Below are 22,207 nucleotides of genomic sequence, written 5' to 3' on the forward strand. Positions count from 1 at the left end.
CATGAGCGACCTGGCCCCTATCACCCACCCGCTTCTGACCGCCGCCGGCATCGCCCACTGCTTCTTCACCCGCGCGGGCGGCGTCTCGACCGGCCTCTATGAAGGGTTGAACGCTGGCGTCGGCTCCAAGGACGACCCGGCCGCCGTCGCCGAAAACCGCCGGCGTGTCGCGGGCCATTTCAACGCCGACCCGGACCATCTGAACGGCTGCTATCAAATCCATTCCGCCGTGGCGCGTGTGGCCGAAGGTCCCTGGCATGGCGATCGTCCGGAGGGCGACGCCGTCGTCTCGGCCGAGCCGGGCCTGCTGTGTTCCGTCCTGACCGCCGACTGCGCGCCGATCCTGATGGCCGATCCCGAGACCCGCATCGTCGCCGCCGTCCACGCCGGCTGGAAGGGCGCGCTGGGCGGCGTCATCCACTCCGCCGTTTCCGCCATGCAGGCCCTGGGCGCCGAGCCTCGGCGTGTGGTCGCCGTCGTCGGCCCCTGCATCGCGCCCGCCAGCTATGAGGTCGGCGTCGATTTCGAAGATCGCTTCACCCACCACGATCCTGGCAGCGACCGCTTCTTCCACCCCAGAGAGTCCGACGACAAACGCCAGTTCGACCTGCCCGGCTTTGTCCTGTGGCGGCTGCAGCAGGCGGGGGTCGGCCAGGCCGTCTGGACCGGCCACGACACCTGCGCGGACGCAGAGCGGTTCTATTCGAACCGCCGCGCTTTCCAGCACGGCGAGCCGGACTTCGGTCGATTGATTGCGGTGATCGGGGCCTAGCCCGCGCGCGCCAGTTCCGGCACGCGGGTCACTTCACGCCAGGCGTGCGGGGCGGCCAGCAGGGCGCGGACCAGCTTGTTGTTCAGGGCGTGGCCGGCCTTGTAGCCTTCGTAACGACCCAGCAGGGGCGCGCCCAGCACATACAGGTCGCCGATGGCGTCCAGCGCCTTGTGACGCACGAACTCGCGTTCCACGCGCAGGCCGCCGGGATTCAGAATCTCGTCGCCGTCGATGACCACGGCGTTCTCCAGCGATCCGCCGCGCGCCAGGCCCGCCTTGCGCAGCGCCTCGACCTCATGGGCGAAGCCGAAGGTGCGGCAGGCCATGATCTCCTTGCGGAAGGTCGGTTCGTCCACGACGAAATCGATCACCTGATTGCCGATCACGGCCGACGGGAAGTCGATCTCGAACCGCATCTCGTAGCGGTCGCACGGTATCAGGGCCGCATGCTTGTCGCCCTCGACGACATGGACCGTTTCCAGGATCTCGATATAGCGCTGCGGCGTCGGCTGCGGTCGGAAACCGGCCCGATCCAGCAGCTTCACGAACTCCAGCGCAGAACCGTCCAGGATCGGCAGCTCCGGTCCATCCACCTCGACCACGGCGTTCGACACGCCCAAGGCGGCGAAGGCGGCCATCAGATGCTCGATCGTCGACAGGCGAACGCCCGCGCCGTTCTCGATCATGGTGTTCAGGCGGGCGTCAACGACCGCATCGCCCGACACCGGAATGCGGTTGTCGCGGTCGGTGATGTCGGTGCGCACGAAGACGATGCCCGTGCCCGACGGCGCAGGCCGAACCACCAGCCGCACCCGGCGGCCGGTGTGCACCCCGACTCCGGCGATGATAGCCGGGGCGACGATGGTGCGTTCGTGATGGTCGTTTCTGACCGACAAACCTGAACTCGCTCTTTCCTTTGCGCGCCGCACGCCGTGCGGATTGCGCCCTGGGTTTCATTTAGCGGTCATGCCGCAAGCGCGAAATCAAAGTCCGGTTTCGGATTGTTTCGGTCTGAGACACATCCGAGAACGAGAAACGCCCCGGAGGCGGGCTCCGGGGCGTTTCATCGTCATTTGGGACGTTTAGTTGGCCAGACGGCGGAGAAAGGATGGGATTTCCAGGTCGTCATCGGCCTGTCCCGCCTCCGGTTCTGGGTGTTGGGCCGGTTGAGCCGACGAGCGCGCCTGATGCGACGATTGCGGCGCATAGGACATGTCGTGCTGAGGCTGCGTGCGTTTGCCGCGCCCGAACAGGCTCCAGCCGCTGCGGCGGTGGTCACGGTCGTCGTAACCGTCGTCAGCTTGGGGTTGCTGGGCCGCAGGCGCGGCGCGCTCGTAGAGATCTCCTTGCGGCGCGACGCGCGGAGTCGGTGCGCGGGTTTCATATTCCTCGACCCACGGATCGACGATGGGGTCCAGAGTGCGCGGCTGCGGCTCGGCGACGCGGATCACCGGCTCGGGGCGCGGTTCCGGTTCGCGAGCGGCAGGGGCCTGAAAGGTCGGCACGACCGGCGCCGGCTCGATACGGGGCTCGGGCGCGCGCGGGGCTTCGGCACGGACCGGCTCGCGATAGGTGTCGCGGGTCGGTTCCGGGGCGCGCGAGGCTTGCGTGCCGTACAGGCCGCCGGCCGAGCGGCGCGCATCATGGCTGGCCAGCGGCGCGCTGGCGGCCGGCGGGGCGATGGGTTCGATGCGACGCACCTCGCCCTCGTCCATTCCGGTCGCCACGACCGAGACGCGGATCTTGCCATCCAGGGCCGGGTCGAAGGCCGCGCCGAAGATGATGTTGGCGTCGCCGTCCACTTCCGCGCTGATGGCGTTGGCGGCTTCGTCGACTTCCAGCAGGGTCATGTCCAGACCGCCGGTGATGTTCACCAGCACGGCCTTGGCGCCCTTCAGGCTGGTCTCGTCCAGCAGCGGGTTGGCGATGGCGTTCTGGGCCGCCAGCAGCGCGCGGTCGTCGCCCGTGGCCTCGCCCGTGCCCATCATCGCCTTGCCCATCTCGGACATGACGGCGCGCACGTCGGCGAAGTCCAGATTGATCAGGCCGGGCAGGATCATCAGGTCGGTGATCGAGCGCACGCCGGAGTGCAGGACCTGATCGGCCATGCCGAAGGCGTCGGCGAAGGTCGTGCGTTCGTTGGCGACGCGGAACAGGTTCTGGTTCGGGATGACGATCAGGGTGTCGACATAGCGTTGCAGCTCGGCGACGCCCGCGTCGGCCAGACGCATGCGGTGCCGACCTTCGAAGGTGAAGGGCTTGGTCACGACGCCGACGGTCAGGATGCCGCGGTCACGCGCGCACTTGGCGATGACCGGCGCCGCGCCGGTGCCGGTGCCGCCGCCCATGCCGCAGGTGATGAAGACCATGTGCGCACCTTCCAGGTGCTGATGGATCTCGTCGGCGGACTCCTCGGCGGCGTTCATGCCGACCTCAGGATGGGCGCCGGCGCCCAGGCCCTGGGTGATCGTCTCGCCCAGCTGGATGCGACGATCCGTCTTGGCGAAGCTGAGGTGCTGCGCGTCGGTGTTGGCTACGACAAACTCGACCCCTTCGAGGCCGGCGTCGATCATATTGTTCACGGCGTTGCCGCCGGCGCCGCCGACGCCGAACACGACGATGCGGGGCTTCAGTTCAGTGTGTTGCGGCTTGACCAATGAGAGCGACATTTTCTGTTTCCGACCTGCTGACCCGCCCCTTCAAACCAACCGACCGCCCCGCCGAATCGCTTTGGTTATGAGCGCGTTAAGGATTGCGCCCACGAGGGTTAAGAGAAGGTTACGGCGATAATGTGAGTCGGAGCGAAGAACAGCAGAAACCTGCGAAATCTCGCAAAACAAAAGAGGCGCCCCGGGGGGCGCCTCCAGTTGTGCTCGACTGTGGTTCGATCAGAACTTGTAGATCAGTTGCCCCATGATCGTGCGACCCAAGCTTTGCGGTGAGCCAGCAATCTCATACTGGACCGACGGATAGATCGTGTCGAACACGTTATCCACTGTCAGCTGCAAACGCGCCGCTTCCGTAACATCATAGGCAGCGGTCGCGGAGTGGATCCAATACGAGCGATAGAAGCGCACCGTTGCCTGATCCACCGTGGGGAATAGCGTACCGTTACCAGCATAGACCTTGGTGGTGTCCTGCCAGTTTCCGGTCCAGCTCAGTCTGATGGGTCCGCGCGAGTAGTTGGCTCCCAATTGAACTTCCCAGTCGGGGCGTGCCGTCGTGCCCTGAGTATAGGTGGTGTTGTCGCCAAAGGCACCGTCGGGCGAGCTCTGATACTTGATCAGGTGATAGGCCGATGCTCTCAGTCCCATGCGACCAAAGTCAGAAGCGCCATCGCCGAACAGTTCGCTGACATTAAAGCCGTAGGCCGCATTCAGGTTCAAAGCTTGGACGCGAATGCCGCCTTGGTTCCAGAAGCCGGAGATGGAGCCGTTGGTGATGGTGAACTGGCTGTCACGAATGACGTAAGGGCACAAATCCAGGCCGGTTTGGGGCTGGGTGTTGGGATAGGTCGAGCTATCGACGCAGAACTGATTGGCTGTCGTTGCAAACAGGTTCGAGATCAGACCCTTGACGGTGATCTTGACGTAGTCAGCAGACAAACTCAGGCCTGGGATGAAGCGTGGTTGCGCCACGATGCCCCAAGTGTAGCTATTGGCGACCTCGGGTTTCAGTCCAGGTTCGCCGGCCACGATGGTCTGGAACGTGGGCACGCTGGAAGAGAAGGTCGACAAGAAGTTACGAATGCGAGCCGTATTTTCCGCATCTGTCAGCGTCGGGTCGATCACGCCGCTCTGGTAAGTGTTTGAAACGGGATTCAGCTGGCGAACCAACGTTTCGCAGTTTGCACGACGCGTGGCCGGGCTGGGGCCTGAGTCAATGTTTGTCGAGCCGCACGCATCGACACCGTTGCTCAGGAACGCCGGTTGGCTGCCCAAGAACAGATCGACGATACCCGGCTGTCGAACCGACCGAGAGATGTTGCCCCGGAAGGTCAGGTCGCGAACAGGTGAGTAGGTGGCGGCGATGGAATAGATGTCTTGATAGTCGCCGTCATACTTGGGCTCGACCAATGTGCCGTTGGCGTTTCGGAAGGCGGCAGCCGAACCCGTCTGCTTAACCCAGCGCCATGCCGGGTTGATGGTCAGATTGTAAAGGAACGGCAGGTTCTGGTCTGGTGAGAAGACGGGGATGTTCAGCTCTACGCCGTACTCTTCCGTCTTGATCTCGGCGTCGGTCAAAGCGGTCGGGGCAGAACGCGACCGGCCAAGCTGTCCGAGTTGGTCACCGCCATAAACCAGAGACTCTTTGCGATTTTCAGCGTTCACGGCGAAGCTCAGCCAGCCCGCCGGAAGCTTGAACAACTCACCGCCGAACACTGCCGACCAGTATTCCTGCCGCGCTTCATTGGTGATGAAGGTGTCTGCCAGAATATAATCACGCGCAGGTTGCGAAGAACGTCCCACCCCAAACAGGTTCAACGGTTGGCAACCATCGATCTGAGCTTGCGTGACGACCGGCTGGTAGTTCTGATCTTGAGGCACGTCTCCCACGACGGGCACCGCAGGATTGGCGTTCACTGCATAGGGCACGCGGACCACGTTGTTGGTCAGACCGGGAGGGCTAGTGCCGAGAACTCCCGCCCCCAGAGCCGTCTGGCTACGGCAGCGGATTGTGCCGCCATCATTGACGGCATCAATCGCGAGCAAGAACTCGACGTCCTTGATGAATTTTGTTTCGTAGCGGAAGTCAGACCCGCCGTAGGAATAGGCCACTTCCCAGTTGAAGTTCCGGCCGTGGGTGAAGAAGTCTCCACGGACGCCATTGACCGAGCGGAAAGTCTCAGACTTGCTTCGTGCCTCGTTGTTGCCGCCGAAGATGTCATAGAAGTCGGTCGACAAGGCGAAGGTTGAGGTGATGCCGCGCGCCGCCAGGTCTGCCCTGTTTTGCGCCGTCAGGAACGGGTTGTTGACGCTGGCGATGATGCCACCATTTTCGATCCCCGCGGATCCAACACTGTTGAAAGAGCTTTGTGGATTGATTTCCTGAACGCTGCGGATGTCAGAATACAGGTTTTCGGTAAAGAACGATATATTTTCAGTGATGTCGAAGCGTGCGTTCAAGTTAAAGATCGAACGCTCCTGCTCGAACCGCTGTTGATTTCGATCAGAAGCGTTGAACAGATCGCTAGAGGATCCAGGAGCGCTGCCGAAGCTGCCGGGCGAGTTCGAATTCAAATCGCCGACCGAGAACTGAACCACGTTGCCGTTTGAGTCGAAACGCAGCGGCTGCGCGATAATCGGCAGCAACGGGTTGCCACTCGCGATGCCCGGATAGCCCTGGATGAAGGATCCAATGAACAGGTTGGGGTCGAGGTTCGGGTTTGCCTGGAAGTACTCGCGAGCCGTGGGAAGCCGGCTTTGCAGCGTGTCCAGAGCCAGACGATTGAGTTCTGCGGTGGTGGCGCCGGCGGGAGGCGTGACGCCGTAGGTGGCGAAAACGCGCGCCGCTGTCACACCTGTAGGCAAGGTGGAGGGCGCAAAATTACAAATGCGTGGATTGGCGGCAGCAGCGGTTGCGGCCTGCGCGGCGGAGAAGGCTCCAGCGTTGCAGAGGTTGGGCTGGCTAGGGAAGAACTGGCCTGAATAATAGGCCGCAGCGTCAAGAGAACCCAAAGATACGTTGCTGTTGAATGTTCCGCCTGCAGTGGGGTTTTCATACACCTGCATGGTCGCACCGGATTGCAGGGTGCGTGCGGGGTTGGCGCGGAAGATTGTTCCACCCGGCAATGCGGTGTGCGAGCGGAAGCTGTTGACAAACACGCCAGGAGGCAAGCCGTCAGCGTTGGCAGCTAGGATCGGACCCAGCACTGTGGTCGGCCTGACGCCCAGGACATAATCTGGGTTGCGAACTGCGAAGGGGTTGGTGAAGGTGGTCGAGTTGCGCGCAAGGAAATCGAAGTCCTTAGCGTAAAGCGCGTCCGACTTGTTCAGGTCCGCAGCAAAAGTAATGTTCAGTCTATCGTTGAGGAAGTTGCGCCCCGCCGTCAGACCGAACTGATAGGTTTCGCCTTGACCATCCTCATATCCCCGAACCGAGGCACGCGTTTCGAGACCATCAAAATCGTCACGTAGAATATAGTTCACAACCCCAGCAACGGCGTCAGAGCCGTAAGCCGCAGCGCCACCGACGGTCAGCACGTCAACCCGATCGATCAGCGAAGCGGGGATCGTGCTGGCATCGACCTGGTTACCTGGTTCGTTCCCGGCCACGAAAATCGTGCCGCCGTTATTCGACACCATACGCCGTCCGTTGACCAAGGTCAGCGTGCGCGCAGAGCCGATGTCTAGCAGGTCAACATATTGAGCGCCGAAGTTCGCCGGTTGCGCCGTGCCGGTCGATATCGACGAGACCGGAGGACCGACCAGCGGAATGTCGTTCAGAATATTGATGGCATTCGTGAAGCCGCGCTCTTCGATCTGAGCGCGATCGACCTGTGCACCTGGCACCGTGCCTTCATATTGAGGGCGACGAATGCGCGACCCCGTAACCACGACTTCATCAAGCGTTTGAGCCTCAGCCTCTGCCTCCGTTTGTGTGGAACTGGAGCGCTGCGCAGGCACAGGCGTTTGCGTGGAGGACGTTTGAGCCCAAGCAGGTGCTGACGCCACAATGACGCCCGCCAAGACAGTCGTCCCAAATAGATAATTACGCTTAATCATTTGTGCCCCTGCGAGTCGCGCAAATCGCGATAGTTTGATGAACTTTCTGTCACCTAACCACAAAGCGGAGGCAAGCGCTTTGTGTCTCAATCAGGGCAAAACAAAGCCGAAGTGACACCGAAACAACACTGTTGCTTGGAATTGCTACAGATTGTCGCGGAGCCACCCCGCCACCCGCCCCACCACGTTGCCACGGTGAATACGCGGCGCGTCCGCAGCCGTGATCTGACGCGCCATCAGCTTCCTGGCCGACACCGCCTCACGCGGACCGTAGGCGGCGCGCAGGAGGACGCCGGCGGTGGCGCAGAAGGCGGGGCCGGAGGCGGCGTCGGCCAAATGTGGCGCCCGTTGGGGTTTTCCGAGGCGGACGGGGCGGTCGAAGACCCGCACGGCGAGTTCGCGCACGCCGTTGAGCTGGCTGGCCCCGCCGGTGAGGACCAGCCCTGCGCCGGGCTCCAGGCCGACGCCGGCGTTTTTCAGCCGATCACGGAGCAGTTCGAGGGTTTCCTCGACGCGGGGCGCGATGACGGTCTTCAGCATGGCGCGCGGGACGATGACGGGTCCGGCCGAGGCGTCTTCGCCGCGCGGCGGGGCCTCCAGCATTTCGCGGTCCTCGTTGGCGCTGGCCATGGCTGAGCCGTGCAGGGTCTTGAGCCGTTCGGCGCCGGCCTTGGACGTCGACAGGCCGCGCGCGATGTCGGAGGTGACATGATCGCCGCCGACGTTCAGGCTTTCAATATGCAGCAGGGAGCGGCCGCCCCAGACCGCGGCGCTGGTCGAGCCGCCGCCCATGTCGATGCAGACGGCGCCCAGATCCATCTCGTCCTCTTCCAGCGCGGCCAGTGACGACACGACGGGTGCGGCGGCGACGCCTTGCAAGTCGAGGTGGGCCAGCTCCAGGCAGTGGCTGAGGGTCGTGAAGACGTTCTCGGCCATCGAGACCACGAGCAGGTCCAGCCCCAGCGAGCCGCCACGCATCGAACGCGGATCATGCACGCCGCGCGCACCGTCGACCGACCAGGCGATGGGCAGGACGTGGATCGGGCGACGGTTGGGCAGGCGGATCTGGGCCAGGGCCATGCCGATGGCGCGCGCCAGATCGGCGTCCCCGACCGGATTGGCGCCCAGCGAGACGCGGGCCTGGACCCGGTGGCTGGCCATCTGGCCGATGGCCGTGGTGACGACGACGCCGGAAACCGGACTCTGGGCCGCGCGCTCGGCGCGTTCGACGGCGTGGCCGATGGCCTGGGCCGCCTCATCCATATTGATGATGGCCCCGCCCCTGACGCCCTTGGACTGGACGTGACTGGCGCCCGCGACGCGGATGGTGCGGTCGGCGTGACGCACGCCGTCCGGCTTCATGATGAAGCACGACACCTTGGATTGACCGATATCCAGCGCGGCGACCACAGGCGCACGTCCGGCGCGAGGATCCATGCCCCGACCGTGATCATTCGCCGCGCCGCGTTGCTTGGTCATGTCTCTACGGTCCTTAGGCGTCGCCGGCGGGTCGCACGGCGACCTCGTCCGGGGTTCTGAGATCGACGCGAGCGAAGCCCAGGTCGAGCAGGCGTTCGCGCTGGTCCAGCGCATCGAGGCGGATCAGGGCCGCCTCCTGTTCGGTGGCGGGAAGCTGGATCAGGCTGCCGTCCTTCAGACGCAGGTCCCAGCGGCGCTCGTCCACGCGCACCAGGGCGTCCACCATCCCCATCAGTCGCGGGCGCTGGGCCAGCAGAGGCAGGATTTCGCCCGCCGCCACATCGGCGCCCTTGCCCACGACCAGCGGCAAGGTCGGATAGCGACGCGCGTCGGCGCCGTCGATGACCTGGCCCCGGTTGTCGATGACCTTGATCTGACCGGCTTGCTGCCAGACGGCGAGGCGATCGTGTTCCTTGACCTCGACGATCAGGGTGTCGGGCAACAGGCGAACCACGCGCGCCTCCTTGACCCAACCCACGCCCTGAACCCGCATGCGAATGGCGTCCAGATCCAGACTGGTGATCGGCTGACCGGCATACAGGCCCAGCGCGCGCTGGATCGTCGGCTCGGCCTCCGGCGAGGCGCCGGTGATGTGCACCCGCTTCAGCGTCAGGCCCATGCCGGCCGTCACATTGTCCAGGCCATGCGACACCGAGGCGCCGATCCGCTCGGCGCGAGCGCCTGTGGCCAGAACCCCGACCAGCAGCAGGGCGCCGGCGCCCAAGGCGATCACGGCGGTGCGGGGCGAAATATCGACACGGCCGATGGCGGCCATCTTGCCGGGAACGGCGGACGCGTTCTGGGCCCCGCCGCGCGACCGGCCTCCGCCCTTGGAAGCCGAACCGCGTTGTGGAGCCTGATTAGAACCCTGTCGCCGGCCGCCGCGAACTACCGCGGGCATGAGGCGTCCTCCACCATCCACCGAACCAGATCGTCATAGCTCATCCCGGTATGGGCGGCCTGCTCGGGCGCGAGCGAAGTCGGGGTCATGCCGGGCTGCGTATTGACCTCCAACAGGACCAGATCGTCCTTAACATCATCATAACGGAAGTCGGATCGCGACACGCCCCGACACCCCATGGCCACGTGCGCCGCCTCGGCCTGACGCAGCGCCTTCTCGAACACGTGCGGCGGCAGGACGGCCGGCAGGACGTGCACCGACCCGCCCGGCGCATACTTGGCCTCATAGTCATAGAACCCCTTGGTCGGGGTGATGTCCGTGACGGTCAGGGCGCGCGGCCCGGCCGGTTCGCCCAGCACGGTGACGCACAACTCCTTGCCGGCGATATAGGGCTCGACGACGACCTGCTCGCCGTAAGTCCACCCCGGCTCGCCCACTTCGGAGACCGGACGGTTGGCGCCCTCGCGCACCAGGAAGACGCCGACGGACGAGCCCTCGGCATTCGGCTTGACCACATAGGGCGGGTCGATGACGTGGCGGCTGGCGACCTCGTGACGATCGTAAAGGCCACCGCCCGGCACCTTGATGCCCGCCGCCCGCAACACGGCCTTGGACTTGTCCTTGTCCATCGCCAGGGCCGAGGCCAGCACGCCGGAATGGGTGTAGGGAATACGCAGGGTTTCCAGCACGCCCTGGACGCAGCCGTCCTCGCCCCAGGCGCCGTGCAGACAGTTCAGGACCACGTCCGGCTTGATCAGACCCGAAAGCACATTGGCCAGATCCCGCCCGGCATCCACGCGGCTGACGCGCACGCCCTGCCGCTCCAGCGCGCGCGCACACTGCTCGCCCGACGAGAGGGACACCTCCCGCTCTGCGGAAACGCCGCCCATCAGGACGGCGACATGAAGATCTTTGAAAGCGCGGGACATGACGCCTTGGATTGGGGCCTACATGTTTAACAGGCCGTCAACCATTCGCGTCCGCCGGCCATTTTTGCGCGGGATTTTTTATCCCGCCCGGCCGATCCGCTTGATTTCCCACTCCAGCAGAACGCCGGTCTTGGCCAGCACATCAGCGCGAACCGCCTCGCCCAGGCCTTCGATGTCGGCGGCTGTTGCCTCGCCGGGATTGATCATAAAGTTGGAGTGCAGTTCGCTGAACTTGGCCCCACCCCCGGTTTTGGCGTGCAGCTTGCCGCGCCAGCCGGCCTCATCCACCAGCTTCCACGACGAATGGCCCTCGGGGTTCTGGAACGTCGAGCCGCCCGTCTTCTCGCGGATCGGCTGGGTCGTCTCGCGCCGGCTGGTGATCTCGGTGATCCGGGCGGCAACGGCCTTGGGTTCGTCGGCCGTGCCGCGATAGGTCGCCTCGATCCAGATGATGTCGGCCGGCGCCTCGGAATGGCGATAGGTGTAGCCGAAGTCGGCCAGAGCGTAATCGACCCGCTCGCCTGTTCGCGTCAGCCCCCAAGCCGAGACCAGCACATCCTTGGTCTCGGAGCCGTAGCAGCCAGCGTTCATGGTCAGGGCGCCGCCAATCGTGCCCGGAATGCCGGCGTAGAATTCCAGCCCGGCGATTCCCGCCTTGGCGCTGGCCTTGGCGACCATGGAGTCCAGCGCGCCCGCGCCGGCCGTAACTGTGTCGCCGTTCGTCGTGATCTGCGCCCACGGGCGGCCCGCCAGGCGGATCACCACGCCCTCGACCCCGCCATCACGGACGATGACGTTCGATCCGACGCCCAGAACCGTCACCGGCACGACCGGGTCCAGCGCCTTGAGGAAATCCGCCAGATCCTCGGCGTCCGCCGGAATGAACAGGGCCTCGGCCGCCCCACCGACGCGGAACCAGGTATAGGGCGCCAACGGTTCGTTCAGCAGCAGCTTGCCGCGCACCTCGGGCAGACCCTTCACGCCAGAGCCTCCAGCTGAGCGGGCAGGCCATAGGCCCAACTGGTGATGTCGCCGGCGCCCAGCAGCACGACGACGTCGCCGGATTTGGCCTCATCCTTGATCAGGCGGGGCAGGACGGCGGCGTTCTCCAAGGCCTGGACGTGACGGTGGCCGTAGCGGCGCACCCCGTCGGCCAGAGCATGCTTGTCCACGCCTTCGATCGGCTGTTCGCCGGCGGGATAGACGTCGGCGACGATCACGCTGTCGGCGTCCGAGAAGCAGGTCGAGAACTCGTCCATCAGGTCGCGCAGGCGCGTGTAGCGGTGCGGCTGAACCACGGCGATGACGCGACCCTCCGTCACCTGGCGCGCGGCCTTCAGCACGGCGGCGATCTCGACAGGGTGGTGGCCGTAGTCGTCGACGATGCGAACGCCGCCCACGACGCCCGTGGTGGTGAAGCGGCGCTTGACCCCGCCGAAGCCGGCAAGGCCCGCTCGGATCGCGTCGTCCGACACATCCAGCTCGCGCGCCACGGCGATCGCGGCCAGGGCGTTCGACACATTGTGCCAGCCGGCCATCGGCAGATGGACGCCTGAGATCGTATGAGTTTCGCCATTCTGGATGACCACGTCGAAGCGGCAGCCGTCCGGCCCCATCTCGACATTGTCGGCCCGCACCATGGCCTGCGGATTGACGCCGTAGGTCACCAGCCGCCGGTTATCGATGGCCGCGACCAGCTTCTGCACTTCGGGATGATCCATACAGACAGCGGCGAACCCGTAAAAAGGGATGTTCTCGACGAAATCTACGAACGCCTTCCGCACCCCGTCGAAGTCGCCGTAGTGGTCCAGATGTTCTGGGTCGATATTGGTGACGATGGCCACCGTCGACTTAAGGCGCAGGAAGCTGCCGTCCGACTCGTCCGCCTCCACCACAATCCAGTCGCCGTCCCCGACCTTCGCGTTGGTGCCATAGGCGTTGATGATGCCGCCGTTGACCACAGTGGGATCCAGGCCCGCCGCATCCAGCAGGGCCGCCACCATAGAGGTCGTCGTCGTCTTGCCGTGCGTGCCGCCCACCGCGATCGAGAACTGCAGCCGCATCAGCTCGGCCAGCATCTCGGCCCGACGCACCAGCGGGATGCGGCGCTCGCGGGCCGCCTTCATCTCGGGATTGTCGGCCTTGACCGCCGTCGAATAGACCACCGCTGAAACGCCCTCGCCCACATGGGCGGCGTCGTGGCCGATGAAGATCTTGGCGCCAAGCTGTTCCAGTCGCTCGGTGTTGGCGCTCGCCTTGGCGTCAGAGCCCTGCACCGAATAGCCGATCCTCAGCATGATCTCGGCGATGCCGCTCATGCCGATGCCGCCGATGCCGACGAAATGAACGGGACCGAGGTCGAACGGGACGGGGCGAAGGCGTGCGATCATTTTCGCCTCATAAACGCCGCCTCGCCTCCTGCGAAGGGCGCGCCGCATACGGAGCGAACTTTTCTAGGGACGATCGGGCATGCCTGTGCGCGAACTCGCACAGAACTATTGCGCCTCCACCGAGTTGTCTTCGGGAACGCGCGTGGCTTCCGCTTGCGCCGCTGCTCCAAAGGACTCCCAAGATGGCCAAGAACGCAAAGCCGGCCGGCGCGCCGATAATCGGCAACGCCGGAAAGGTGCACCAGACCGCCTCGACGCCCGAGACCCGCCTGACCACCAATCACGGCACGCCGATCAGCGACAACCAGAACTCGCTGAAGGCCGGCCCGCGCGGCTCGACCCTGCTGGAAGACTTCATCCTTCGCGAGAAGATTCAGCATTTCGACCACGAGCGTATCCCTGAGCGGATCGTCCATGCCCGCGGCTCGGCCGCCCACGGCTTCTTCGAACTGACCGACAGTCTGTCGGAGTTCACCACCGCGAAGATTCTGACCGAAGTCGGCAAGAAGACCGAACTGTTCACCCGCTTCTCGACCGTCGCCGGCGGCGCGGGCTCGGTCGATACGCCGCGCGACGTGCGCGGCTTTGCGGTCAAATTCTACACGACCGAAGGCAACTGGGATCTGGTCGGCAACAACATCCCCGTCTTCTTCATCCAGGACGCGATCAAGTTCCCGGACCTGATCCATTCGGTGAAGATGGAGGCCGACAAGGGCTATCCCCAGGCGGCCAGCGCCCACGACACCTTCTGGGACTTCATCGGCCTGATGCCCGAGAGCATGCATATGGTCATGTGGGCCATGTCGGATCGCGGCATCCCGCGCAGCCTGCGCATGATGGAAGGCTTTGGCGTCAACACCTTCCGGCTGATCAATGCCGAAGGCGAGGCGACCCTGGTCAAGTTCCACTGGCGGCCCAAGCTGGGCACGCAATCCACCTGCTGGGACGAGGCGGTCAAGATCGCCGGCGCCGATCCCGACTATCATCGCCGTGACCTGTATGAAGCCATCGATCAGGGCGACTTCCCCGAATGGGAGTTCGGCGTGCAACTCTTCACCCAGGAACAGGCCGACGCCCTGCCCTTCGACATTCTGGACGCGACCAAGCTGGTGCCGGAAGAAGACCATCCGATCCGCGTGATCGGCCGCATGGTCCTGGACCGCAACCCGGACAACTTCTTCGCGGAAACCGAACAGGTCGCCTTCCTGCCGACGAACATCGTGCCGGGCATCGACTTTTCGGAAGACCCGCTGCTGCAGGGGCGGCTGTTCTCCTATCAGGACACCCAGCTGTCGCGACTGGGCACGGTCAACTTCCACCAGATCCCGATCAACCAGGCCAAGGGCTGCCCCTTCCAGAACTTCCAGCGCGACGGCCATATGCAGATGGCCGTGCCCAAGGGCCGCGCCAACTACGAACCCAACAGCCTGTCCGAGGCGGGCGAGGACGGCGGCCCGCGTGAAGACCCCAAGGGCGGCTTCCGCACCGCGCCCATCCCGGTCGAGGGCAAAAAGGTCCGACTGCGCGCCGAAAGCTTCGCCGATCACTACAGCCAGGCGCGGCTGTTCTTCCGCTCCCAGACCGATATCGAGCAGGCCCACCTGGCCAGCGCCATTGTCTTCGAACTGTCAAAGGTGTCGCTCGCCCACGTCCGCGAACGCGTTCTGGCCAATCTGCAGAACGTTGATGAGACCCTGGCCCAGCGCGTCGCAGACAGCCTGAACCTGCCCCTGCCCAAGGCGTCCGAGCCCGGTGTGGCCCCCATCGATCTGGACGCCTCGCCGGCGCTTCGCATCGTCGGCAAATATCCGGACACCCTAAAGGGCAGAAAGGTCGCCATCCTGGTCGCCGACGGTTCGGATGGCGCTGTCGTCGATGCGGTCAAGGCGGCGGTTGAGGGTGACGGCGGCTCGGTCTTCATCGTTGCGCCCAAGATCGGCGGCGCCAAGCTGAAGGACTGCAAGACGCTCGCGGCCGACGGTCAGCTGGCCGGCAGCCCGTCGGTATTGTTCGACGCTGTCGCCATCATCCTGTCCGAGGACGGCTGCGCCCAGATGCTGAAAGAAGGCGCCGCGGTCGATTTCGCCAAGGACGCCTTCGGCCACCTCAAGGCCATCGGCCACACGCCTGAAGCCCAGCCCCTGCTCGATAAGGCAGGCGTCGAGCCGGATGCCGGCGTGATCGACCTGTCCAAGGACGCCGAGGCCTTCCTCGCCCCCGCCCGCACCCGCCAGTGGGACCGCGAGCGCAAGGTGCGGACTCTGGCCTGACCGCGGTAAACTTGATCAGATCAAAAAGGGCCGGGCGATACATCGCCCGGCCCTCTTCTTTCAGCATCGCGACGCGATCAGCTGTCGGCTTGCCAGCCGCCGGCCAAGGCGCGGAACAGGGCGATCTGGTAGGTCGTGACCAGGGCGTCGGACTGGGCGAGAGCCGCGTCGGCCGCCGCCTGGGTGCGTTCGGCGTCCAGCACCAGAAGGAAGCTGTCGGCGCCAGCGTTGAAGCGCAGGCGCGACAGGTCGGCGGCGCGGGCCGCCTGGTCCCGGGCCTCGGTCAGGGCCGCACGGCGGTCCAGTTCGTTGGCGTAGTTGGACAGAGCCGTCTCGGTTTCCTGAAGCGCCGTCAGCACCGTCTGGTCGAAGGTCGCCAGCGCCGCGTCCGAACGGGCTCCGGCGGCCTTGATCTGGGCGCGCGCGGCGAAGACGTTGGGGAAGGACCAGCTGATCAGCGGACCGAAGCTGAAGCGGAAATTCTGGTCGTCGCCCAGTTCACCCGACTCCAGCGCGGTGGAGCCGAAGGATCCGCCCAGGCTGATCTGCGGAAACAGGTTGGCGGTCGCCACATTCACGCGCGCGGCGGCGGCGGCCAGTTCGGCCTCGGCCTGGCGCACGTCGGGACGGCGGGCCAGAAGCGCCGCGCCATCGCCGACCGGGATCGGCTGGCTGAGCTGGGGCGGACGCACGCAGGCGGCGGCGGCCTGGCTGGCCTCGGCCGGGGTGCGGCCGGTCAGGGTCGCCAGGCGGAACAGGGCCTCGTTACGGGCCGCGCGCAGGGTCGGCAGGGTCGCCGCGGTCTGGGCCAGGGCCGCGCGGGCGCTGGCCACGTCCAGCCCCGTGCCCGCCCCGCCGTCAAGCAGGGTCTGGGTCAGCTCGGCGGTGTTGCGTTGCAGCTCCAGCGTCCGTTCGGCCACCGCGATCTGCGCATTGGCCGAGCAGGTGTCGGCATAGGCGCGAGCCGTCTCGGCGGCGATCGTCACCTGGACCGTGGCCAGGGCGGCCTCGGCGGCGCGGGCGTCGGCGCGGGCGGCGCGTATGGTGGATTCCACGCGGCCGAAAAGGTCGATCTCGTATGACGCTTGGATACCGACGTCATAGGTATCGATCTCGGGCGCATCCTGCCCGGGGGGCAGGCCCTGGACCGTGGCGGCCGAGGCGCGGCTGCGCTGGGCCTGGGCGCTGGTCGTGGTGGTTGGGAAACGGCCGACGCGGGCCTCCGACAGCGACGCCCGGACCGCGCGCAGATTGGCGAAGGCGGCTTCGAGCTCATTGTTCTCGGCGAAGGCCTGCTGGATCAGGGCGTCCAGCGTGGGGTCCTCGTACAGCCGCCACCAGTCGTCGCGCGCGGCGGCGGTCGAGACAGTGGGGCTGGCCGAGCCGACGAAGGCGCCCGTGCCGGCGACTGGCAGGTCCGCGACCGGCGCCTTGGGCCCGACCGCGCAGGCGGCCAGCAGGGCGCTGCACGCCGCAGCGGTCAGGAAGCTGAGGGTCTTGTTGCGGGTCATCAGATGTCCCCTCCCCGGCCGGTCGCGGGCGCAGGCGCGTTCGGATCGGTCAGGTCGCTGGTTTCGTCATAACGCACGGGCCGGTCCGAAGGACGGTCAGGCGTCGGGGTCGGTTTCTTGCCTTGCGGCAGTTTCGAGGACAGCCAGCGGCAGACCACATAGAAGACCGGCGTGAAGATCAGGCCGAAGAAGGTCACGCCCAGCATGCCCGAGAAGACGGACGTGCCCAGCGACTGACGCATCTCCGCGCCCGGCCCCGAGGCCAGCATCAGCGGCACGACGCCGAGGATGAAGGCGAACGAGGTCATCAGGATCGGACGCAGACGGGTCTTGGCGGCGGCGACCGCAGCCTCGAACCGGTTCATGCCCTGCTCTTCCTCGGCCTGTTTGGCGAACTCGACGATCAGGATGGCGTTCTTGGCCGCAAGCGCGATCAGAACGACAAGTCCGATCTGGACCAGGATGTTATTGTCCAGGCCGCGCAGGTTCACCCCGATGATGGCCGCCAGCAGACACATCGGCACGATCAGAATGACCGCCAGCGGAAGCGTGAACGCTTCGTACTGAGCCGCCAGCACCAGGAAGACGAACACCACCGCCATCAGGAAGATGACCGTCGCGCCGGAACCCGCCGCCTTCTGCTGATAGGCCAGACCCGTCCATTCGTAGGAGAAGCCCTGCGGCAGGGTCTGGGCGGCCATGGTTTCCATGACCTGCAGCGCCTCGCCGGAGGAGACCCCTGCTGCAGCGTTGCCCTGAAGCTCGGCCGCCGGGAACAGGTTGTAGCGGACGATCCGCGCCGGACCGGAGTCGTCGATCAGATTAGCCACCGATCCGATCGGCACCATGGCGCCGGAGGACGACTTGGTCTTCAGATTGGCGATGTCGGCGATGTCGTCGCGCGCCGTCGGCTCCGCCTGCGCCGTCACCCGGAAGGTTCGGCCCAGCATGTTGAAGTCGTTGACGTAGGACGAACCCAGATAGACGCCCAAGGTGTCAAACACCGAGCTGGGCTGGACGCCCAGCATCAGCGCCTTGTCGCGATCGACATCGGCGGTCACGCGCGGCGAGGCCGTGTTGTAGGTCGAGAAGACCTGGCTGACCTCGGTCGGCTTCTGGGCGGCGGCGCCCATCATGGCGAAGGTGGCGCCTTCCAGCGGACGATAGCCGGCGCCTTCGCGGTCCTGGATCATCATCGAGAAGCCGTTGCCGGTGCCCAGACCCTGGACCGCCGGGGGGGCGATGACGAAGATCTGCGCGTCCTCGATCTGTCCGGTCGCCTGGGTGATGGCGCCGGCCAGAGCCGTGGCGGCCTGCTCCTTGGTGCGATCCTCGAACGGGTTCAGACGCACGAAGATGGTCGCGGCGTTCGAGCCGAAGGAGAAGCTTGATCCGTCCAGACCCGCAAAGGCGATGGCGCCGTCGACACCGTCGGTCTTGCGGATGATGTCTGTAGCACGCGTCATCACCGCTTCCGTACGATCCAGCGACGCACCGGCGGGCAGTTGGATAACGCCGATCAGGAAGCCCTGATCCTGTTCAGGAATGAAGCCCGAAGGAGTATCGATCAACCGCCAGGCGGTGAGGCCCAGCAGACCGGCATAGATGATCAGCACCAGGCCGACCGTACGGATCAGACGTGCCGTCAAACGACCGTAGCGATCCGACAGCCAGTCGAAGCCGTCGTTGAACTTCCGCCCGGCCCAGCCGCCGTAGTAGACCACCGCACCCAGGACGCCCGGCTTGCGGGCATGTTCATGATCCTTCTTGTGCGGCTTCAGCAGCAGGGCGGCCATGGCCGGCGACAGCGTCAGCGACACGAACAGCGAGATGACCGAGGCCGATGCGATGACGACCGCGAACTGGCGATAGAAGATGCCGGGGATGCCGGGCACGAACATCGTCGGCACGAACACCGACACCAGCACCAGGCCGATGGCGATCAGGGCGCCGGAGACCTCCTGCATCGATCGATAAGCGGCCTCCTTGGGACTGAGGCCTTCGCTGATCGCGCGCTCCACGTTCTCGACCACGACGATGGCGTCATCGACCACGATGCCGACCGCAAGGACCAGGGCGAACAGGGACAGGGAGTTGATCGAATAGCCCAGCGCCAGCTGCACCGCGAAGGTGCCGACCAGAGCGACGGGGATGGCGACGATGGGAATGATGGCCGCGCGCCAGGTCTGAAGAAAGACCATGACCACGATGATGACCAGGATGACGGCCTCGACCAGGGTGTGCTGAACCGACTCCACCGAGGCGGCGACGAACTCGGTCGGATTGTAAGGCACCGAGATGGCCATGCCGGCCGGCAGTTCGCCCTTGACGGCCTCGACTTCCTTGAGGACCCGATCAGCCGTGCCCAAGGCGTTCGCCCCCGGCTGCTGAACGATCGCGACGCCGACGCCGCGTTGGCCGTCGAAGAAGCCGCGGATGCCGTAATCCTGGGCGCCCAGTTCGATCCGCGCGACGTCGCGCAGGTAGGTGACGCGACCCTCGGCGTCCGTCTTCAGCACGACGTTGGCGAACTCATTGGGATCGCTCAGACGCCCCTGAACCTGAACAGGCAATTGGAACGCAGCGGCGTTGTTCGGGAAGGGAGGTTGGCCGATGGAGCCGGCGGCGGCCTGCACGTTCTGGGCGCGGAGGGCCGAGACGATCTCAGGGCCCGTCAGACCGCGCTCGGCGGCCTTGGCCGGGTCGATCCATACGCGCATCGAATAGTTGCCGCCGCCGAAGACCTGAACTGCGCCGACGCCCTCGATCCGCAGCAGACGATCCCGAAGCGTGGAGTTGGCGTAGTTGCCGACATAGTCGTTGTCCAACGTGCCGTCAGGCGACGTCAAACCCAGGATCATCAGGAAGCCGCTCTCGGCCTTGTTGACCACGACGCCCGTCTGGCGAACCGCTTCCGGGAGTCGAGGCTCGGCCAAGGCGACCCGGTTCTGGACCAGCACCTGAGCAGCATCCAGATCCGTTCCCGGCTGGAAGGTCACAGTGATGGCCACCGTCCCGTCCGACGTGGACGAGGAGGAGATGTAGAGCATGTTCTCGACGCCGTTCACCTCCTGCTCGATGGGGGCGGCGACGGTTTCGGCCAGGGTCTCGGCCGAGGCGCCGGGGTAGGCGGCGTTAATCGTGATCGTCGGGGGCGCGATCTCGGGATACTGCGCCAGGGGCAGCAAGGGATAGGCGGCGATCCCGATGATCGTGATCACCACCGAAATCACGGCCGCGAAGATCGGCCGGTCGATGAAGAAGCGGGAGATATTCATGACTTAGCCGGCCGGCAGGCTGTTGGCGAAGGAGGCGCTGGATGCCGGAGCCGCCTGCGTCACCGGCGCCTGGGAGGCGTTGCCTGCGACGGGTTCGATCTTGCCGTTCTTTGGCGTGACCTTGGAGCCCGGCTGGGCGGCGCGTTGCAGACCCGCGATGATGACGCGGTCAGTCGGAGCCAGGCCGGAACGAACGACGCGCAGGCCCTGGACGATCGGGCCGAGCTGGACGGCCTTGTTGGTCACGGTGCCGTCGGCGTTGACCACAGCGACGGTGCGGCGGGCCTGATCGGTGCCGATGGCCGAATCCGGCACCAGCAGGGCGTCATAGGCGCCGGCGCCCGCGACCTGGGCGCTGCCGAACATGCCGGGACGCAGGAAACCGTCGGCGTTGGGCAGGATGGCGCGCAGACGGATCACGCCCGAGGCGGTGTCCACAGCGTTGTCCGAGAAGTCGAGACGGCCGGTATGCTTGTAGGTGCTTTCGTCCTGCAGGCGGACGTTGACGACCGCGCCCTGGTTGGCGCCGCCCTGACGCAGGTATTTCAGCAGGACCGCTTCAGAGCCGTCGAAGACGAAGTGGATCGGGCCGCCCGAGATGATGGTGGTCAGGATGTCGCCGGCTGACGAACCGCCGGCGATGACATTGCCCGGGTCGACACGACGGTCGGACACGCGACCCGAGGTCGGCGCGGTGACGCGGGTGTATTCCAGGTTCAGACGCGCATTGCGGACGGCGGCGTTGCCGGCCGCCAGATTGGCCTGGGCCGCGTCGACGGCCGCCTTGTTGGAATCATATTCGGCCTTGGACACGGCTTGCGAGGCCAGCAGGGCCTCGCTGCGGGCCAGATTGGCGCGGGCCAGCGACAGTTGCGACTGGGCCTGGGCCACTTGGGCCTGAGCCTGGGCCAGGGCGGCCTGCGCCGGGCGCGGATCCAGGGTGAACAGCAGCTGCCCCTTCTGGACCATCTGGCCGTCGCGGAAGTGAACGGCTTGGATATAGCCGCCGACGCGAGCGCGGACGTCCACGCTCTCGACGGCTTCGAACCGGCCGGTGAACTCGTCCCAGTCCCGCACCTGCTGCTTCAGCGGCACAGCCACCGTCACGGGCGGCGCGCCTTGCGCCGGCGCCTCGGCCTTTGGTGAGCAACCATAAAGGGCACCCGTCACAATGACGGATGCCGCCGCAATCTTCAGCCCGCGCATCTGCGCATCTCCCTGTCGGAGGTCAAATCCCAGTCGTGCGGACATAGGCCGATGGGGAGCGGCCTTGTCAATGCATGGTGACTTAATGATGAGCGCAGCAGCGCTTGTCAACAGGCGTTGACAAAGCCATATGTGAACTACGGTTATTTTGTACTGGAGTACCATCGCCTTGCTGTGCCCCGGCCCACGCCCGAGAAACGCCGTCGCCACCCGATCGGCAATTCTCGGTGCTGCGCGCGAGAGATTCGCGGCCGAGAGCTATGACGACGTGGGCATGCGCGACATCGCCCGTGACGTCGGCGTCGATGCGGCGCTGATCAGTCGTTATTTCGGCTCCAAAGACGATCTGTTTCTGGCCGCCTTGGACAGCTGCGTCGACGGCAGCGCGCTGATGCAGGGCGAAAAGGCCGACTTCGGCCGGCGCGTGGCGCATGAGATCGTCTTCGAACCCAAGAAGGCCGAAAAGCTGAAGGGCATGTCGATCATGCTGCGCTCCATCGGCTCGGCAAAGGCGTCGGAGATGGTTCAGAATACCTGCACTCAGCGCTTCTTCGGCCCGCTGGAGGAATGGCTGAGCGGGCCGGACGCCACCGTCCGCGCGCGTCTCTTGGCCGGCTTCATCATGGGCATGTCGGTCAGTCGCGAACTGGGCGGCGGCAGCTTCAACATCGAACCCGCCCAGTGCGAGGAGATGCGCGACCGCCTGGCACCCATTCTTCAGTCCCTGATCGACGGCTGATCCCATC

Annotated in this window: 14 protein-coding genes; 3 read left to right on the forward strand and 11 right to left on the reverse strand. The window is 65.5% G+C overall.

Annotated features, from left to right (window positions below; genetic code table 11):
* The first annotated feature begins 1 nt into the window (after position 1).
* Positions 2 to 772 carry a peptidoglycan editing factor PgeF gene (gene pgeF / locus ABIB58_RS05940; protein ID WP_045810411.1) on the forward strand — a complete coding sequence of 257 codons (771 nt, stop codon included), beginning with the start codon at positions 2 to 4 and terminating at the stop codon, positions 770 to 772.
* On the opposite strand, the gene lpxC is transcribed toward pgeF, so the two are convergent.
* The 8 genes from lpxC to murC form a co-directional block, all read right to left on the reverse strand.
* Positions 769 to 1,668: a UDP-3-O-acyl-N-acetylglucosamine deacetylase gene (lpxC, locus tag ABIB58_RS05945; protein ID WP_354039634.1), complete on the reverse strand. Its 900-nt coding sequence runs from the start codon at positions 1,666 to 1,668 to the stop codon at positions 769 to 771. The genes pgeF and lpxC overlap by 4 nt on opposite strands.
* Positions 1,669 to 1,854: 186 nt before the next feature.
* Positions 1,855 to 3,441 carry a cell division protein FtsZ gene (gene ftsZ / locus ABIB58_RS05950; RefSeq protein WP_354039636.1) on the reverse strand — a complete coding sequence of 529 codons (1,587 nt, stop codon included), beginning with the start codon at positions 3,439 to 3,441 and terminating at the stop codon, positions 1,855 to 1,857.
* Between the two features lie 219 nt (positions 3,442 to 3,660).
* Positions 3,661 to 7,461 (reverse strand): TonB-dependent receptor domain-containing protein, encoded by a 3,801-nt coding sequence (locus tag ABIB58_RS05955; protein ID WP_354039638.1) that lies wholly within the window; start codon positions 7,459 to 7,461, stop codon positions 3,661 to 3,663.
* A 180-nt stretch (positions 7,462 to 7,641) separates the two neighbouring features.
* A complete protein-coding gene (gene ftsA / locus ABIB58_RS05960; protein WP_039247066.1) occupies positions 7,642 to 8,934 on the reverse strand; it encodes a cell division protein FtsA in 1,293 nt (430 codons plus the stop codon).
* Positions 8,935 to 8,989: 55 nt separating this feature from the next.
* Positions 8,990 to 9,877, reverse strand: a complete 888-nt coding sequence (locus tag ABIB58_RS05965) for a cell division protein FtsQ/DivIB (RefSeq protein ID WP_045810415.1) — start codon at positions 9,875 to 9,877, stop codon at positions 8,990 to 8,992.
* The gene (locus tag ABIB58_RS05970) at positions 9,865 to 10,806 is read right to left on the reverse strand and encodes a D-alanine--D-alanine ligase (protein ID WP_045810416.1); all 942 of its coding nucleotides are present in this window, start codon (positions 10,804 to 10,806) and stop codon (positions 9,865 to 9,867) included. Before ABIB58_RS05970 ends, ABIB58_RS05965 begins: the two co-directional genes overlap by 13 nt.
* A gap of 78 nt (positions 10,807 to 10,884) precedes the next feature.
* Positions 10,885 to 11,787 carry a UDP-N-acetylmuramate dehydrogenase gene (gene murB, locus ABIB58_RS05975; protein ID WP_045810417.1) on the reverse strand — a complete coding sequence of 301 codons (903 nt, stop codon included), beginning with the start codon at positions 11,785 to 11,787 and terminating at the stop codon, positions 10,885 to 10,887.
* Positions 11,784 to 13,196, reverse strand: a complete 1,413-nt coding sequence (murC, locus tag ABIB58_RS05980; protein WP_045810418.1) for a UDP-N-acetylmuramate--L-alanine ligase — start codon at positions 13,194 to 13,196, stop codon at positions 11,784 to 11,786. The genes murB and murC overlap by 4 nt, the downstream gene beginning before the upstream one ends.
* A 182-nt stretch (positions 13,197 to 13,378) precedes the next feature.
* On the opposite strand from murC, the gene ABIB58_RS05985 reads away from it, so the two are divergent.
* Positions 13,379 to 15,466 carry a catalase gene (locus ABIB58_RS05985; protein ID WP_354039642.1) on the forward strand — a complete coding sequence of 696 codons (2,088 nt, stop codon included), beginning with the start codon at positions 13,379 to 13,381 and terminating at the stop codon, positions 15,464 to 15,466.
* Positions 15,467 to 15,543: 77 nt separating this feature from the next.
* On the opposite strand, the gene ABIB58_RS05990 is transcribed toward ABIB58_RS05985, so the two are convergent.
* Genes ABIB58_RS05990 through ABIB58_RS06000 form a run of 3 tightly spaced genes read right to left on the reverse strand, consistent with a single transcriptional unit; the run spans position 15,544 to position 21,461 of the window.
* Positions 15,544 to 16,977 (reverse strand): efflux transporter outer membrane subunit, encoded by a 1,434-nt coding sequence (locus ABIB58_RS05990; RefSeq protein WP_354039644.1) that lies wholly within the window; start codon positions 16,975 to 16,977, stop codon positions 15,544 to 15,546.
* Positions 16,977 to 20,255 (reverse strand): efflux RND transporter permease subunit, encoded by a 3,279-nt coding sequence (locus tag ABIB58_RS05995; RefSeq protein WP_354039645.1) that lies wholly within the window; start codon positions 20,253 to 20,255, stop codon positions 16,977 to 16,979. The genes ABIB58_RS05990 and ABIB58_RS05995 overlap by 1 nt, the downstream gene beginning before the upstream one ends.
* Before the next feature lie 3 nt (positions 20,256 to 20,258).
* A complete protein-coding gene (locus ABIB58_RS06000; RefSeq protein ID WP_354039647.1) occupies positions 20,259 to 21,461 on the reverse strand; it encodes an efflux RND transporter periplasmic adaptor subunit in 1,203 nt (400 codons plus the stop codon).
* 169 nt (positions 21,462 to 21,630) lie between these two features.
* Between ABIB58_RS06000 and ABIB58_RS06005 the strand changes: the two genes are divergently transcribed.
* On the forward strand, positions 21,631 to 22,200 hold the full coding sequence (locus tag ABIB58_RS06005) for a TetR/AcrR family transcriptional regulator (protein WP_354040139.1): 570 nt from the start codon (positions 21,631 to 21,633) through the stop codon (positions 22,198 to 22,200).
* Positions 22,201 to 22,207: the final 7 nt, after the last annotated feature.

The sequence above is a fragment of the Brevundimonas sp. UYEF29 genome, assembly GCF_040546195.1.
In the GTDB taxonomy this organism is placed as follows: domain Bacteria; phylum Pseudomonadota; class Alphaproteobacteria; order Caulobacterales; family Caulobacteraceae; genus Brevundimonas; species Brevundimonas huaxiensis.